Below are 13,328 nucleotides of genomic sequence, written 5' to 3'. Positions count from 1 at the left end.
GCGCGCCCTGCGCGTCGCAGAGGCGCGCTCAGCGCATGAGCAACGAACGCGCTTGGCGCATGAGCAATGAACGCGCTTAGCGCGTTTCGGCCACGCGCCGGTTCAATTCCTTGGTCGCGGCGAGCGGAATACGCGCGTCGTCCCAGGTGGCGAGCCATTCGACTTCTTTCGAAGCGAAGATCTGGCCGTGATTGCGCAGCGCATATTGCAGCGAATCGATAATGTGATTGCGGATGATCTCGGGGGTATGCGGATCGTCGAGTACGGTGCGGAAAGCTTCGAGCGTGGCCATCGCGATGGCTCCGGCGAGTGTGGCGATTAAGTGGTTATCGCACGACAAAAAGACCGCTGCCAGCGCGTCAAAATAATCTCGTGCTGGTTTTTTTGCGTCGATGCGCAGCCTCGCCGCCGTCACGCGGGTCATTTTTTCTGGTCGCGTGCGCGTTTGAGCCGCTCCAGATCCGCTACGATCGCCCGCGCGGCGGCCGGCCGGCGCGCGAGGTCGATGCCCGCATACGGCGCCCGGTTCGGCACGGTGAGAAGGCCGGCACCGGCGCCTGGCCGAGCGCATTGACCGCGAACTAATCGCCGTCGTCGATAATTTATCTGGACTACGTATTAACCGGGATGAAGTTCGCGGCGTGGGATCTTGCGTGCGCCGCAAGGCGTCGCGCTACGTGCGCGCGTTCCATTGATACACTACGCCGATCGCGCCGCGAACGTGACGGCGCAATCGAAGTACATCGACGAAAAAGGAACATGACGATGGTGCGCTACCGGCACTACAAAGGCGGCATTTACGAACTGGTTTGCGAAGCGACGCTCGAGTCCGATCCGTCGGTCACGATGATCGTGTATCGCGCCGCGAACGGCACGATCTGGACGCGGCCCGAATCCGTGTTTTTCGAGCTGGTCGAAGTCGATGGCGCGCTCGTGCCGCGCTTCGCGCCCGTCAACTGAACGCACTTTTTTCACACCACACGAGGTCCGCTCACGATGCGTCTACTGATTGCTCTGGTCTTGCCCTGGTTGCTGTTCTTCACGATTGGCCGTCCGCTCGCGGGCATCATCTGCCTGATCCTGCAGATCACGCTGATCGGCTGGATTCCGGCGGCCATCTGGGCCGTGTATTCGCTGAGCCAGTATCAAACCGATCGCAAGATCAACGACGCGTTCGGCCGCCGCAATTGATGTTTCGCGTCGCGCGGTTACACCCGTAATGCGCGCTCACAATTCAGCGAGAACTTAAGACTGATTCCACTTTCTTACATATGGAAAGGAGATTCGGTCATGCTTAAATATGCGCTGATGGTGGGCGCCGTCGCCCTGCTCGCGGGGTGCGCCGTGGCGCCCGGTTACGACTATGGATACGGCTACGGCCAGCCCGGCTATTACGACTACGGCTACGCGCCGGGGTATGCGGCGCCGGCTTATGGCAGCGTGAATATCGGCATCTGGGGCGGCGGCGGTGATTACTACCGTGGCGGCGGCTGGCACGGCGGCCCGCGTGGGCCGCATGGCGGACCGCCCCCGGGCGGCTGGCATGGCGGCCCCGGCGGCGGGCGCGGGCCAGGTGGTCCCGGAGGACACGGCGGTCAGTGGGGTCCGCCCGGCGGCGGCGGTGGCGGTGGCCACGGTGGTGGTGGGGGAGGCGGCCACGGTGGCGGCGGCGGTCATGGCGGCGGAGGCGGTGGTCATCGTTAAGCCGACGGGCTTTTAGAGGCACACCTCGGGAATTTCGGGAAGCCTCGCCAGGCTGTGACGCCGGCAAGCCCCCGTCCCTAGTCTCTAAGTATCGTCCGAAAAAAATCAGGCCCGCCGCTCAAAAGAGCGGCGGGCCTGATTCACATCTGGACGCGGCGCGCTGCCTGACCTGTCAGCGACCGCGCGTCAAAACTTACTGACCCGACTGCGACGTGCCGGCGGTCGACGGACCGTAAGCCGTGTTGGCCTTTTCGGCAGCGATCTTGGCTTCGGCAGCCTGAATGTTTTCCGGATAGTGCATCCAGTCGCTCGGATCGTAGCCCGCTGCGCGCAGTTGCGCGAGTTCGGCGCGGACTTGAGCGCGCGTGACGGGTTGTTGCGACTGGGCGAACGAAACCGCCGGGGCGGCGACGATGGCGGCGATGATTGCGGCCTTGAGAAGCGACTTCATAACGATGACCTCCGGTTCTTTTTTAGCGGGCCGGCGCGACGCCTTGACCCATGGCGACAATGTAGGCGACCGTGAGCCTAGGGTAAATACCTACCAAACGAATTCAGTGTTCTCCTGGCGACAACAATCGTCCCGCCAATTCGTCTAATTATTTCGGCGATCGCTTAAAACGGCGCATTGTTTAGGTGTCAGATCATTTCGCATCGCGCGCGGGATTATTGCGAAATCCGCAACTGGAAATCGCCTGATTCGCCATATATCCGGAACTGGCGCTTGCCTAGAATCCACTCAACGCTCGATGCCGGCCCTGGTGCCGCGACATGCCGGGCGATTCCAACAATCCGGAGGTCATCATGAAGTCGCTCATTCAAGCCGTTGTCATCGCCACTGCCTTCGCCGCGCCGCTGGCCGCGTTTGCACAGTCTGAACAGGGTCTCACGCGTGATCAGGTGCGCGCGCAGCTCGTCGAATTCCAGCAGACCAGCCGTAACCAGAACGCCGGCGCCGCCACGGTCGCCGCGCCCGTCACGCAGGGCAACAGCGCGTACGGCGGCGTGAGCAGCACGTCGATGGCCGGTGCGGGCTACGTCTCCGAAGCCGCGCGCAAAGGTCCGCAATCGGTGTACTTCGGCGGTCAATAAGCCGTCAGGCGAAGCGCTTTCGCCACGTACACAGAAACCGGCCCGCGATCTCGAATCGCGGGCCGGTTTTTTTCATGAATCGGAATAATCGGCGCGGAAGTGGATAACAGCGCGCAAAAAGGGCGAAATCCGGCCAAAGCGGCCTGATTCAGGCCAATTCGGCGTCGGGCACGTCGAGCACGAGGTCGGTGAGCGCGACGGCCACGCAGGTCAGCACGTCGCCCTGCGCCTTTTCCTCGCGCGACAAGCCCGGCCATTCGATCGTGTAGCGGATCTCGCCGCTGACGATGCGGCACAGACACGTGCGGCACGTGCCGTTGCGGCACAGACGCGGCAGGCGAATGCCCGCGAACGAAGCGGCTTCCAGCAGTGTCAGTTCGGGCGGCGCTTCGAAGGTCGCGCCGAGCGGTTCCACGCGCACGACCGGTATTGTCGATACAGCCGGCACGGGCGTGACTTCGTGTTGAGGTTCACGTTCCGGTGCTGTCGATGCTTCGGTCTCCTGCGCGAAGCCACGCGGGTTGTTGTCGGCGCTCATGATATCGATACGCCGAGCAGACGCCCCGCGCCCGCCGTGAACGCGGCGGCGGCGAGACCGATCACGATTTGCCGCGATGCGGAAAACGCCGCGCTGCGCCCATTGAACAGCGAGGTGAACACGCCGACGGCCGCCAGCCCGAGCGCGCTCAGCGCCACGCTCTGCACGATGGCCGCCGTGCCGTGCGCCCACAGAAACGCCGCCGTGGGAAACGCCGCACCGAGCGAAAACAGGCAGAACGACACCGCCGCCGCCGACCACGGATTGCCGCCCAGTTCCTTCGGATCGATGCCGAGTTCCTCGCGCGCGAGCGTGTCGAGCGCTTCGTCCTTGTCGCGCATGATCTGGGCGGCGACGCGGCGCGCCTCGTCGGCGTCCACGCCCTTGGCCTGGTAGATCAGTGCGAGTTCGTGACGCTCGGCGTCGGGCGTGTGTTCGAGTTCGTCGGCTTCCCTCGCGAGCTGCGTGCGCGCCAGTTCGCGCGCGTTCGTCACGGAGAGCCATTCGCCGAGCGCCATCGAGCACGCGCCCGCCACGAGTCCGGCGAGTCCCGTCAGCAGGATCGTGCGGCTCGCGCTGCCCGCGCCCGCGACGCCCATGATCAGGCAGAAGTTCGAGACGAGTCCGTCGTTCGCGCCCAGCACTGCCGCGCGCAGGTCGTTGCCGCGCGTCGCGCCTTTGTGCCACGACTCGGCCGCCGCGATCTGCTCGCCTTTCGTGCGGCCGCGCGCGCCGCGTGCGCCTTTGCTCTCGACGATCGATTGCACGATGGCCGCGTGTTCCTGCTCCTGCGCGGAGAGCGTTTCGGCGCCGGGTTCGCGCGCGTAGCGGTCGCGGTCGGCGTACTCGGCGGCGGCCACCGTCGGCAGGACGAGCGACGGTCCGAACGCGCACGTGAGCGTCTGCAACAGCCGCGTCTTCGCGCTGCGCCGATGCGTGCGCACCCGCACGCCGTTGGCTGCGAGCTTGCTGCGCCAGATGTCGGCGTGTTCGCGTTCGGAGGCGGCGAGTTCGGCGTAGATCGCGCGGCGCCGCGTGTCCTGCTCGCAGGCGCTGAGCGTGTCGTAGACGGCGGCGCTGTCGAGTTCGTCGGCGAGATTGCGCCGGTAGCGTTTGAGTTCCTGGGCGGAGGCCATGTCGCGCGGGGGAAAAGCGTTGTCGCGAAGCTTACCCTGGCGGCGCGCGAATACCGGTATCGCTGCACGCGCGCGGCTAGCGCCGCCGCAGGTGCCGGTAGACGGTATTGCGCGCGAGCCCGAGCTCGCGCGCCGCGGCGGACACGTTGCCGCTGTGGCGCGACAGCGCGTCGTCGATCAGATGCGCTTGCCAGTCGGCCAGACGTTCGGGGCGCGCGTCGCCGTTGTCCTCGCGCGTGTCTTGTGCGTGCGCATGGTGGCGATGCGCGGATTCATCGGCGTGGACGGATGTTCGTACCGACTCCGACTCCGACTCCGACTCCGACTTCGAAGCAGACCCAGACCCAGACTCAGACGCGCAATCGGCAAGCAGATCCTCAGGCAGATGCACGATGTCGATGGCGTCTTCGCCCTCGGCGAGAATCGCGGCCGTGCGCAGCACATTGGCGAGCTGGCGCAGATTGCCCGGCCAGCGGCAGCGCGCGAAACACGCGCGCACGGCAGGCGTCAGGCGCGTGGGCGCGTCGGGTGCCTCGGCGCGCACGCGCGCGAGCACGCGGGCGATGAGCGCGTCGAGATCGCTGCGCTCGGCGAGCGGCGGCAGCGTCACGGCGAGCCCGTTGATGCGGTAATAGAGATCTTCGCGGAAGCTGCCTTCGGCGATCATCGCGCGCAGATCGCGGTGCGTCGCGCAGACGATGCGCAGATCGACCGGCACCGCCCGCGCCCCGCCGAGCGGCACGACCGCGCGCTCCTGCAGCACGCGCATCAGGCGCACTTGCTGGGCGAGCGGCATGTCGCCGATTTCATCGAGAAACAGCGTGCCGCCGTGCGCCTGCACGATCTTGCCGGGACTGCCGCGCCGCCGCGCGCCGGTGAACGCGCCTTCCTCGTAACCGAACAGTTCGGCTTCGATCAGCGAGTCGGGCAGCGCCGCGCAATTGAGCGCGACGAAGGGCGCGTCGCGCCGCGGCGAATCCTGATGCAGCGCCCGTGCGAGCCATTCCTTGCCGGTGCCGGTGCGGCCGAGCACGAGCACGGCGATGTCGCGGCCGCGCACGCGCGCGACGCGTTGAAGCACGGCGGACACGCGCGCGTCGCCGCTGTCGAGATCGGCGAGCGTCGGCTGCCAGGCCGTTTCGGCGACGCGTGCGCTCGCGGGCGCGGGCCGTGCGATATCGCGCGCGGCTTGTGCGGCCTGCGCGGGGTTCGACGCGCTTGCGGACTGGCCGAACGACGGCGCGCCGAACGCCGAAGCGCCCAACGTGCCACGCGCGACCACGCGCACGCCGCTCGGCAGCGTGAGCGTGACGGGCTCGCCACGCGCGCGGGCGAGCTGCTGCATGAAAGCGGCGAAGGGCTGGCCGAACAGCGCGTCGAAGCCGCGCGATTGCAGGGTGGCGAGCGGCGAGCCGAACTGGAACAGCGCACTGCGGTTCGCGCACAGCAGCGTGCCGTCCTGCGCGAAGGCGGCGAGGCCTTCATAGAGCGTGCCGATGAACTCCGCGCGCGCATGAAATTGCAGCCGCACGGCATCGGCGAACTCGATGTTGAACAGATGGTTCTCGATCATTTGCGCCGACATCCGCACGAGCGCGAGCGTGTGCTTGTGAAAGCCGCGCGATTCGCCGCTCACGTCGAGCGCGCCGAGCGTGCGGCCCCACGGATCGGCGATCGGCGCGCACGAGCAGGTGAGGATGTGGTTCGCGCGCAGGAAGTGCTCGCCCGCATGGACGATGGTCGGCTGGGCGTCGACGAGCGCCGTGCCGATCGCGTTGGTGCCGCGGTCGCGCTCCGCCCACGAGACGCCCGGACGCAGCGCCACGCGCCGCGCTTTCTCGACGAAATCGGTATCGCCGAGACTGTGCAGGATCACGCCGTTGCGGTCGGTGAGCACCACCATGCTTTCGGTATCGACGATCTGCGCGTGCAGCGCGTCCATCACGGGCCGCGCCTGATGGTAGAGCGTGCGATTCGCGTCGAGCAGGTCGCGCAGGTCCGCGCCGCCGAGCGGCTGGAAGTCGGGCGCTTCGCCCGCGCGCAGGCCGAGCGCCAGCGAGCGCGCATGCGCCTGGGCGATCGTGTCCGCGCGCGCCGCCTCGGGCGGCTTGACGGTGACGGAGGGGCGTCGGGTCACTCGTGTCTCCAATCTTGTGTGGCTGCGCTGCGCCGCAACAAGCCGGCGCGCGCCGTGATGCCTCGCCTCATGGTACAGGAAGGCGCGCGCGCGCCACATCGGGGCGAATCCGGGCGTTTCGGCGCATAGGGATGGCCGGTTTGTGCCGAGGGGAGCGCGGCCCGCACGCGCCGCTTGTCGCTGCTTGCTGCTGTTTGCCACTGCTTGCCTTTATGCGCGCGAGTGCCAGGATAAAGGAAGGGATGCGCCTCGCGCGCGTTCCGGCGGCGGCGCAGCGGGTGGTGGGCGGATGGATGTCGGGCCGTCGCGGCTCCCTAGGGGAGTGCGTCATGGTCTATGGCGAATTCAGGATCCTGGTGGCGGCGCTCGCCGTCTTCGTCGCGCTGGCGGGTCTCGCGGCAGCGATTCACGGTCTGCTCTTCGACAGGCACGACTTCGTGGTCTACGGCATGGCGACGGTCGGGGGCGGCATCGCCGTGTTCGTCGCCATGCTGACCGTGCATCCGAAGGATCTCGAGATCGAGCATCGCCAGCATCGCGAGTCGTGACGTTGCGAGTCGTCACGTTGCACTGGCGCGCGACGATCGTTGCGATGCAGCATGCGCCCGCACGGAGCCGGCGCGGGAGCGGGCGTGTGCGCGTGCAACCCGACGCGATCCTGAATGCGATGCTGCACGCGCCAACGCTCGCAGCGGCAGCGGCAAGAATCGGGCCGCGACGAAGGTTTCGCCCGTGTGACAAAGTCGACCTTGCAGGCCGCAGGAAGTGTCCTACAGTGAATCCAATCAACCGCCGCAAACGTGTCGCGCAAGACGGCACCCGCGGCGGTCGGTGTTTTGACCCGCGCGCAAGCCGTGGAGGAGCAACGTAGCGTGACGATGGCGCGGCCCGCAGACCCTCTCAACCTGAGGCATTCCCATGCAGATCCAGTTTCCGAATGAAGTCCCTGAGTACTCGGGACGCGCACTGACGTTGGCGTTTCCGGCGATGATCGATGGGGAGAGGGTCGAATGTACGATCACGGCGGCGGCGCTCGAGGATCACTACGGCGCGGCGTCGACGCGCGCCGAGGACATGCTCGACGCCTTCGACCATCATCGCGAGAACATCGAGGCGGTCGCGCGCCGGCTGCTCTCGGAAACCCGCGCGCAGTGCCTGACGCTGCGCAGCGGCTACGTGCGTTTCGTGCAGGCGCACGGGATGCTGTCTTGAGCGCTCGATGTTTGATTGATGCCTGAATAATGCGCTGAAATCCACGCGCAACGCCGGAGATCACGTTCCGGCGACTCACTACGCCACGCGCCCGCCGGACGGGCGCGTGGCCGTTTTCGGACCCCGCCTCAGATCATGCGGCGCAGCGTGTTGTCGCGGAACACCAGATGGTGCGCGATGGCCGCGAGTGCATGCAGGCCGATCACCCAGTAGAACGCGTTGCCGATGAGTTCGTGCGCACCTTTCAGGAACTGGCGCGCAACGGGGTCGGCGCCCACGAGCACGATCTGCAGGTCGATGCCCGCAAGCGTGACCGGGCGGCCGCCGGCGTTGATCATCAGAATGCCGAGCAGCGGCTGCACGAAGATAAACAGATAGAGCGCCAGATGCACGAGCCGCGAGAGGAAGGTGAGCACGCGATTCGAGTCGATGTCTTGCGGCGCGCCGTGCCAGAGCCGCCACAGGAGCCGCAGCACGGCGAGCGCGAGTACCAGCGTGCCGCACCAGAAGTGCACGTTGCTCCAGAACGCGCGGCTGTCCGAGCCTTTCGGGCCGCGTATTTCGATCGCCAGATAGGCCAGTGCGACGAGCAGGAAAATGACCCAGTGAAAGAAGATGGCGGGCTTCGAATAGCGTTCGGCGGCGGCGGGGTAACTGGCCACGGGCGGCTCCTTTGTGCGGGGATCGTTCTGGTGTGAATTCCCTATGATAAGTAGCCAGCGCGATGGCGTGCGGCTGCATGACCGTTTAGCTTGATGTGGCTACCGGCGAGTGGTCTCTAAGCGCCGCGCCGCGCGGACGTAAACGCGAAACGGGCGGCCCCGAGGCCGCCCGTTTCGTTTCGCGCTGAACACGTGCAACAGCCGCCGCGCGTTACGCGGCTGACCGGGCCCGCGTCGCCGGTGTCATCAGCGTCATTCGCCGCCGAGGTAGAAGTAGCGGAACAGGAACACCGCCGCGATGATCCAGACGATCAGGCGCACGTCGCGCAGACGGCCCGTCAGCAGCTTCAGGCCCGCGTACGAGATGAAGCCGAACGCGACGCCATTGGCGATCGAGTACGTGAACGGCATCGCCAGCGCGGTGAGCGCGGCGGGCACGACTTCGGTGGCGTCGTCCCAGGGCAGGTCGGCGAGTTCGCGCAGCATCAGGCACGAAACGTAGAGCAGCGCCGGCGCGGTTGCGTAGGCGGGCACCACGCCCGCGAGCGGCGCGACGAACAGGCAGGCGAGGAACAGCACGGCCACGGTCAGCGCGGTCATGCCCGTGCGGCCGCCCGCCTGCACGCCCGAGGCGCTTTCGATGTACGCCGTCGTCGACGAGGTGCCGAGCACCGAACCCGCGAGAATCGCGGTGCTGTCCGCGAGCAGCGCGCGGTTCAGACGGTGCATCTTGCCGTGCACGAGCAGGCCCGCGCGGTTCGCGACGCCCATCAGCGTGCCGGTCGCGTCGAACAGTTCGACGAGGAAGAACACCAGCACGACGTTCAGGATGCCGGTCGAGAGCGCGCCCTTGATGTCGAGTTGCAGGAAGGTCGGCGCGATCGAGGGCGGCGCCGAGAAGATGCCGTGGAACTGGTTGCCGCCGAAGAAGAACGACAGAACCGTCACGCCCACGATGCCGATCAGGATCGCGCCGCGCACCTTGAGCACGTCGAGCGTCACGATCACGAAGAAGCCGATGATCGCGAGAATCGTGTGCGGGTCGTGCAGATTGCCGAGCGAGACCAGCGTGGCCGGATTGCCGACAATCACGCCCGAGGTCTTCAGCGAAATGATCGCGAGGAACAGGCCGATACCCGAGGTGATCGCCACCCGCAGCGAGTGCGGAATCCCGTTGATGATCGCCTCGCGCACGCGCAGCAGCGTGACGATGAAGAACAGGCAGCCCGAGATGAACACGGCGCCGAGCGCGGCTTGCCACGTGAAGCCCATCCCCTTGACCACCGCGTACGCGAAGTACGCGTTCAGGCCCATGCCGGGCGCGAGCGCGATCGGATAGTTCGCGTACAGGCCCATGACGATCGACGCGAGCGCCGCGACGAGGCAGGTGGCGACGAACACCGATTCCTTCGGCATGCCGGCGTCGCCGAGGATCGCCGGGTTCACGAAGATGATGTAGGCCATCGTGAGGAAGGTGGTGATGCCGGCGAGCACTTCGGTGCGCAGGTTCGTGCCTGCCTCTTCGAAGCCGAAATAGCGTTTGATGGCGTCCATGAAGGTTGGGCCTTGAGAATCGAGCGGTTGATTTGTTGTTGGGATCGGCGTCGGCGGACGGGCGGCGGGGCGCGTCCGGATCGCGCGGATCGTGTGGTTGAAGCGGTTACGGGCGGGATTGTAAACAATTGTCCGCGCCGCGCAGAAATGCCGTTGCGAAACGCGTGGAAGCGCTGCAACAGTGCGTGCTGTAAGGATAGAAAGGGATTCGCGCGCAACTTCCGTGCGGCGGGGGAAACGGGTCGGGGTCCGCGTGTATCGGAGCGCGTCGGAGCGTGTCGTCGCGTACCGGCGGGTATTGGCGCGTCATGCGGTGAAGATCGTCAGGCGGTGCGCGCGGACAAACGCGATCGCACGGCAGTCGCGAAATCAACGATTCCGGACACAAATTTCACGCGCCGGTCGGCCTTTGAGGGGCAGACCGTCATGCCCGCCGGGAGCGGGTCCGGCGCGCGCGTGCGGCGGCGCGCCTGCTCCTGTTTTCTTCCGGGCGCTCGCTTACTGCGCCGATTGCGGCATGACGCCCGCTGCGTGCGCCGCGCGGCGTTGCGCGACGATGGCACCCGCGCGTTGCGCGTTTTCGGGGTAGTCGATCCAGTCGAGCGGATCGTAGCCCGCGGCGCGCCACTCGGCGAGATCCGCACGCACCTGCGCGCGTGTCATCGGCTGCGCGGGGTTGTAGCTCTGCGCCGAGGCCGGCAGCGAAGCGAAGCAGCACGCGGCGGCGAATACGCCGACCGCGGCACGTGTGACGGTGTTCATGATGAAGCCTTTCGTATTAGGGATAACCCTTAAAAGTATAGACGGTATCCCGATAATCGAAAGGTGCGATTGAGTCTGTGTGTTATGCCGCGTGCATGGATTCAGCCCCGCCCCACGGCGCGTTCGCGCGATTGGCGGTATTCGCCGGGACGCATGCCGGTCCACTTGCGGAAGGCGCGGTGAAAGGCGCTCGGCTCGGCGAAGCCGACGGCGGCCGCCACGTCGGCGACCGCGCGCGCGGGGTCTTGCAGCGCCGCGAGCGCGAGGTCGCGGCGCAGTTCGTCCTTGATCGTCTGGCAGCTGTGGCCTTCCTGATGCAGCCGTCGCCGCAGCGTCGCGGGCGCGACATTGAGCAGCCGCGCGATGGCGTCGGCGTCCGGCCACGCGCCCACGGGCAGGGCGCGCAGCGCCCGCCGCACGCGCGCCGCGAACGCGCCCGGATTGCGGTACTTGACGACGAAATTGCCCGGCGCGTTGCGCAGAAACGCGCGCGCGGAACCGGCGGTCTGGATCACCGGCAGGTCGAGAAACGCGGGCGCGAGGTCGAACCACGACTCGGCTTGATCGAAGCCGATGTCGTCGCAGATCATCGACTGGTATTCGTGCGCGTTCGCGGGCGGCGCGCAGCGAAAGCGCGCCGCCACCACCGGAATGCGCCGCCCGACCAGCCAGCTCAGCAAGCCGTAGACGAGGATGAACCACGTCGCGTACGCGAACATCGCGGGCGGCCGCGTGCCCGCGCGATGGACGAGCGTGACGCGCACGCGCGTGGCGTCGATGTCGATTTCGCCCGCGAGGTCGTCGAGCACGAGGCGCATGAAGTGGATGGCGCGCTGCAGCGCCTGACGGCCCGTGCGCGCGCCGAGCGCCGCGTGCGTCATGGCGACGAAACTGCCGCTTTTCATGGCGTGCGCGTCCTGGCCGAAGAATTCGTCGTCGAGCGCGCGCGCGATGCCCGACCACAGCGCGCCGTATTGCGCCGCGCTCACGCGGGCGCGCGGCGCGTCGAGCAGGTCCGCGCCGATACCCGCCGCGTCGAGCACCGGCGACACATCGAGCCCCTGGGCGCGCGCGAGCGCCAGCGTCTCGTTGACGAGACTCATCGCGATCGTGCCTTTTTCGCTCACTCTGCTGGTTTTCCCTGACTGCAAGGACTGGCCTCCGGTGGGGTTGTCGCAGACGATATGGTAAATCCGCTCAGTCAGTTTGATCGTGGCGGGCATCGAATGCCGGTGCGCCGATGCCTAAACTTTTCGCGAGCCTTGCAGTGGTGCGCAGCCGGGGCCACAGTGGCAACGAGGCTGTGAGCGACGCCGATGCACGCCACGCGCCGCACGGCACGAAACATGAAGGGGACAAACATGGACGAGTTCTACACCGAAGATCAGCGCATGATCCGCGACGCCGCGCGCGATTTCGCGACCGAGCGCCTCGCGCCCCAAGCGGCGCAATGGGACCGCGACGGCAAACTGCCCGACGACGTCGTCGCGCAACTGGGCGAACTGGGTTTGCTCGGCATGATCGTGCCGCAGGAGCAGGGCGGTTCGTACACCGATTACGTGGCCTACGCGCTGGCGATGGAAGAGATCGCCGCCGGCTGCGCCTCGTGCGCCACGCTCATGAGCGTGCACAACTCGGTGGGCTGCGGGCCGATCCTCCAGTACGGCACCGACGCGCAGAAGGACCGCTGGCTCGCGAAGCTCGCGAGCGGCGAGATGATCGGCGCGTTCTGCCTGACCGAGCCGCAGGCCGGTTCCGAGGCGAACAATCTGCGCACGCGCGCCGAGCTGCGCGACGGCCAGTGGGTGCTCAACGGCAACAAGCAGTTCGTGACCAACGGCGCGCGCGCGAGCCTCGCGATCGTGTTCGCGGTCACCGACCCGGACGCGGGCAAGCGCGGCATTTCCGCGTTCGTCGTGCCCACGGATACGCCCGGTTTCAACGTCGGCCCGCCCGAAAAGAAGATGGGCATTCGCGCCTCGGACACCTGTCCGATCACCTTCACCGATTGCGCGATTCCCGAAGCGAACCTGCTCGGCCAGCGCGGCGAGGGCCTGAAAATCGCGCTGTCGAATCTCGAAGGCGGGCGCATCGGCATCGCGGCGCAGGCGCTCGGCATCGCGCGCGCGGCCTTCGATGCGGCGCGCGCCTATGCGCACGAACGCGTGCAGTTCGGCGAGCCGCTCATCAAGCATCAGAGCGTGGCCAACATGCTGGCGGACATGCATACGCGCCTCAACGCCGCGCGCCATCTCGTGCATCACGCGGCGCGTCTGCGCACGCTCGGCAAGCCGTGTTTGTCGGAGGCGTCGCAAGCGAAGCTCTACGCCTCGGAAATGGCCGAAGAAGTGTGCTCGCACGCCATTCAGATTCACGGCGGCTACGGTTTTCTCAACGACTATCCGGTCGAGCGTCATTACCGCGACGCGCGCATCACGCAGATTTACGAAGGCACGAGCGAAGTGCAGCGCATGGTGATCGCGCGGCAGCTTTGAAGATGGAAAGGATGGCTAAATAAATAACGATAGCAA

The 13,328-nt window shown here is 66.8% G+C and carries 16 protein-coding genes; 7 read left to right on the top strand and 9 right to left on the bottom strand.

Annotated elements, in window-relative coordinates; genetic code table 11:
- Window positions 1-76: 76 nt before the first annotated feature.
- Complete coding sequence (locus G5S35_RS19770) at window positions 77-292, bottom strand: hypothetical protein (protein ID WP_065057692.1); 216 nt, start codon at window positions 290-292, stop codon at window positions 77-79.
- A 473-nt stretch (window positions 293-765) separates the two neighbouring features.
- On the opposite strand from G5S35_RS19770, the gene G5S35_RS19765 reads away from it, so the two are divergent.
- The 3 genes from G5S35_RS19765 (at window position 766) to G5S35_RS19755 (ending at window position 1,704) form a co-directional block, all read left to right on the top strand.
- The gene (locus G5S35_RS19765; RefSeq protein WP_373681580.1) at window positions 766-960 is read left to right on the top strand and encodes a DUF1653 domain-containing protein; all 195 of its coding nucleotides are present in this window, start codon (window positions 766-768) and stop codon (window positions 958-960) included.
- Window positions 961-996: 36 nt separating this feature from the next.
- Window positions 997-1,191, top strand: coding sequence for a YqaE/Pmp3 family membrane protein (locus G5S35_RS19760; RefSeq protein ID WP_065057694.1), 195 nt, complete (start codon window positions 997-999; stop codon window positions 1,189-1,191).
- A gap of 99 nt (window positions 1,192-1,290) precedes the next feature.
- A complete protein-coding gene (locus G5S35_RS19755) occupies window positions 1,291-1,704 on the top strand; it encodes a hypothetical protein (RefSeq protein WP_183038889.1) in 414 nt (137 codons plus the stop codon).
- A gap of 193 nt (window positions 1,705-1,897) precedes the next feature.
- On the opposite strand, the gene G5S35_RS19750 is transcribed toward G5S35_RS19755, so the two are convergent.
- The gene (locus G5S35_RS19750; protein ID WP_065057696.1) at window positions 1,898-2,155 is read right to left on the bottom strand and encodes a DUF4148 domain-containing protein; all 258 of its coding nucleotides are present in this window, start codon (window positions 2,153-2,155) and stop codon (window positions 1,898-1,900) included.
- A gap of 353 nt (window positions 2,156-2,508) precedes the next feature.
- Here G5S35_RS19750 and G5S35_RS19745 point away from each other — a divergent pair, with 353 nt between their 5' ends.
- Complete coding sequence (locus G5S35_RS19745; protein ID WP_065057734.1) at window positions 2,509-2,796, top strand: DUF4148 domain-containing protein; 288 nt, start codon at window positions 2,509-2,511, stop codon at window positions 2,794-2,796.
- A gap of 148 nt (window positions 2,797-2,944) precedes the next feature.
- On the opposite strand, the gene G5S35_RS19740 is transcribed toward G5S35_RS19745, so the two are convergent.
- From G5S35_RS19740 to G5S35_RS19730, 3 genes are all read right to left on the bottom strand, one after another.
- The gene (locus G5S35_RS19740) at window positions 2,945-3,244 is read right to left on the bottom strand and encodes a 2Fe-2S iron-sulfur cluster-binding protein (protein WP_065057735.1); all 300 of its coding nucleotides are present in this window, start codon (window positions 3,242-3,244) and stop codon (window positions 2,945-2,947) included.
- Between the two features lie 86 nt (window positions 3,245-3,330).
- On the bottom strand, window positions 3,331-4,470 hold the full coding sequence (locus G5S35_RS19735) for a VIT1/CCC1 transporter family protein (RefSeq protein WP_183038888.1): 1,140 nt from the start codon (window positions 4,468-4,470) through the stop codon (window positions 3,331-3,333).
- A gap of 76 nt (window positions 4,471-4,546) precedes the next feature.
- A complete protein-coding gene (locus tag G5S35_RS19730; RefSeq protein WP_237181382.1) occupies window positions 4,547-6,607 on the bottom strand; it encodes a sigma-54-dependent Fis family transcriptional regulator in 2,061 nt (686 codons plus the stop codon).
- 329 nt (window positions 6,608-6,936) lie between these two features.
- Here G5S35_RS19730 and G5S35_RS19725 point away from each other — a divergent pair, with 329 nt between their 5' ends.
- Together G5S35_RS19725 and G5S35_RS19720 are read left to right on the top strand one after the other, a co-directional pair.
- Entirely contained in the window at window positions 6,937-7,155 is a 219-nt protein-coding gene (locus G5S35_RS19725) for a DUF2964 family protein (RefSeq protein ID WP_065057699.1), read from the top strand.
- 370 nt (window positions 7,156-7,525) lie between these two features.
- The gene (locus G5S35_RS19720; protein WP_074981329.1) at window positions 7,526-7,819 is read left to right on the top strand and encodes a DUF1488 family protein; all 294 of its coding nucleotides are present in this window, start codon (window positions 7,526-7,528) and stop codon (window positions 7,817-7,819) included.
- A gap of 128 nt (window positions 7,820-7,947) precedes the next feature.
- Here G5S35_RS19720 and G5S35_RS19715 read toward each other — a convergent pair whose 3' ends face one another.
- The 4 genes from G5S35_RS19715 to G5S35_RS19700 form a co-directional block, all read right to left on the bottom strand.
- Window positions 7,948-8,481, bottom strand: a complete 534-nt coding sequence (locus tag G5S35_RS19715) for a cytochrome b (RefSeq protein WP_065057701.1) — start codon at window positions 8,479-8,481, stop codon at window positions 7,948-7,950.
- 252 nt (window positions 8,482-8,733) lie between these two features.
- Window positions 8,734-10,035, bottom strand: coding sequence for an NCS2 family permease (locus G5S35_RS19710; RefSeq protein WP_074981331.1), 1,302 nt, complete (start codon window positions 10,033-10,035; stop codon window positions 8,734-8,736).
- A 498-nt stretch (window positions 10,036-10,533) separates the two neighbouring features.
- Window positions 10,534-10,797, bottom strand: a complete 264-nt coding sequence (locus G5S35_RS19705) for a DUF4148 domain-containing protein (protein WP_065057703.1) — start codon at window positions 10,795-10,797, stop codon at window positions 10,534-10,536.
- A 101-nt stretch (window positions 10,798-10,898) separates the two neighbouring features.
- On the bottom strand, window positions 10,899-11,900 hold the full coding sequence (locus G5S35_RS19700) for an AraC family transcriptional regulator (RefSeq protein ID WP_237181456.1): 1,002 nt from the start codon (window positions 11,898-11,900) through the stop codon (window positions 10,899-10,901).
- A 258-nt stretch (window positions 11,901-12,158) separates the two neighbouring features.
- Here G5S35_RS19700 and G5S35_RS19695 point away from each other — a divergent pair, with 258 nt between their 5' ends.
- Window positions 12,159-13,292: an acyl-CoA dehydrogenase family protein gene (locus tag G5S35_RS19695; protein WP_183039460.1), complete on the top strand. Its 1,134-nt coding sequence runs from the start codon at window positions 12,159-12,161 to the stop codon at window positions 13,290-13,292.
- The last annotated feature ends 36 nt before the right edge of the window (window positions 13,293-13,328 follow it).

The organism is Paraburkholderia tropica, assembly GCF_014171495.1.
In the GTDB taxonomy this organism is placed as follows: domain Bacteria; phylum Pseudomonadota; class Gammaproteobacteria; order Burkholderiales; family Burkholderiaceae; genus Paraburkholderia; species Paraburkholderia tropica.
The sequence above is the reverse complement of the archived record's forward strand: the minus strand, read 5'-3'. Positions and strand labels throughout refer to the sequence as shown.

Coding starts and splice junctions, on each gene's coding strand:
- G5S35_RS19705 (WP_065057703.1), bottom strand. CDS start 10,797: ATGAACACCGTCACACGTGCCGCGGTCGGCGTATTCGCCGCCGCGTGC.
- G5S35_RS19735 (WP_183038888.1), bottom strand. CDS start 4,470: ATGGCCTCCGCCCAGGAACTCAAACGCTACCGGCGCAATCTCGCCGAC.
- G5S35_RS19725 (WP_065057699.1), top strand. CDS start 6,937: ATGGTCTATGGCGAATTCAGGATCCTGGTGGCGGCGCTCGCCGTCTTC.
- G5S35_RS19700 (WP_237181456.1), bottom strand. CDS start 11,900: ATGAGTCTCGTCAACGAGACGCTGGCGCTCGCGCGCGCCCAGGGGCTC.
- G5S35_RS19760 (WP_065057694.1), top strand. CDS start 997: ATGCGTCTACTGATTGCTCTGGTCTTGCCCTGGTTGCTGTTCTTCACG.
- G5S35_RS19745 (WP_065057734.1), top strand. CDS start 2,509: ATGAAGTCGCTCATTCAAGCCGTTGTCATCGCCACTGCCTTCGCCGCG.
- G5S35_RS19720 (WP_074981329.1), top strand. CDS start 7,526: ATGCAGATCCAGTTTCCGAATGAAGTCCCTGAGTACTCGGGACGCGCA.
- G5S35_RS19750 (WP_065057696.1), bottom strand. CDS start 2,155: ATGAAGTCGCTTCTCAAGGCCGCAATCATCGCCGCCATCGTCGCCGCC.
- G5S35_RS19770 (WP_065057692.1), bottom strand. CDS start 292: ATGGCCACGCTCGAAGCTTTCCGCACCGTACTCGACGATCCGCATACC.
- G5S35_RS19765 (WP_373681580.1), top strand. CDS start 766: ATGGTGCGCTACCGGCACTACAAAGGCGGCATTTACGAACTGGTTTGC.
- G5S35_RS19695 (WP_183039460.1), top strand. CDS start 12,159: ATGGACGAGTTCTACACCGAAGATCAGCGCATGATCCGCGACGCCGCG.
- G5S35_RS19755 (WP_183038889.1), top strand. CDS start 1,291: ATGCTTAAATATGCGCTGATGGTGGGCGCCGTCGCCCTGCTCGCGGGG.
- G5S35_RS19710 (WP_074981331.1), bottom strand. CDS start 10,035: ATGGACGCCATCAAACGCTATTTCGGCTTCGAAGAGGCAGGCACGAAC.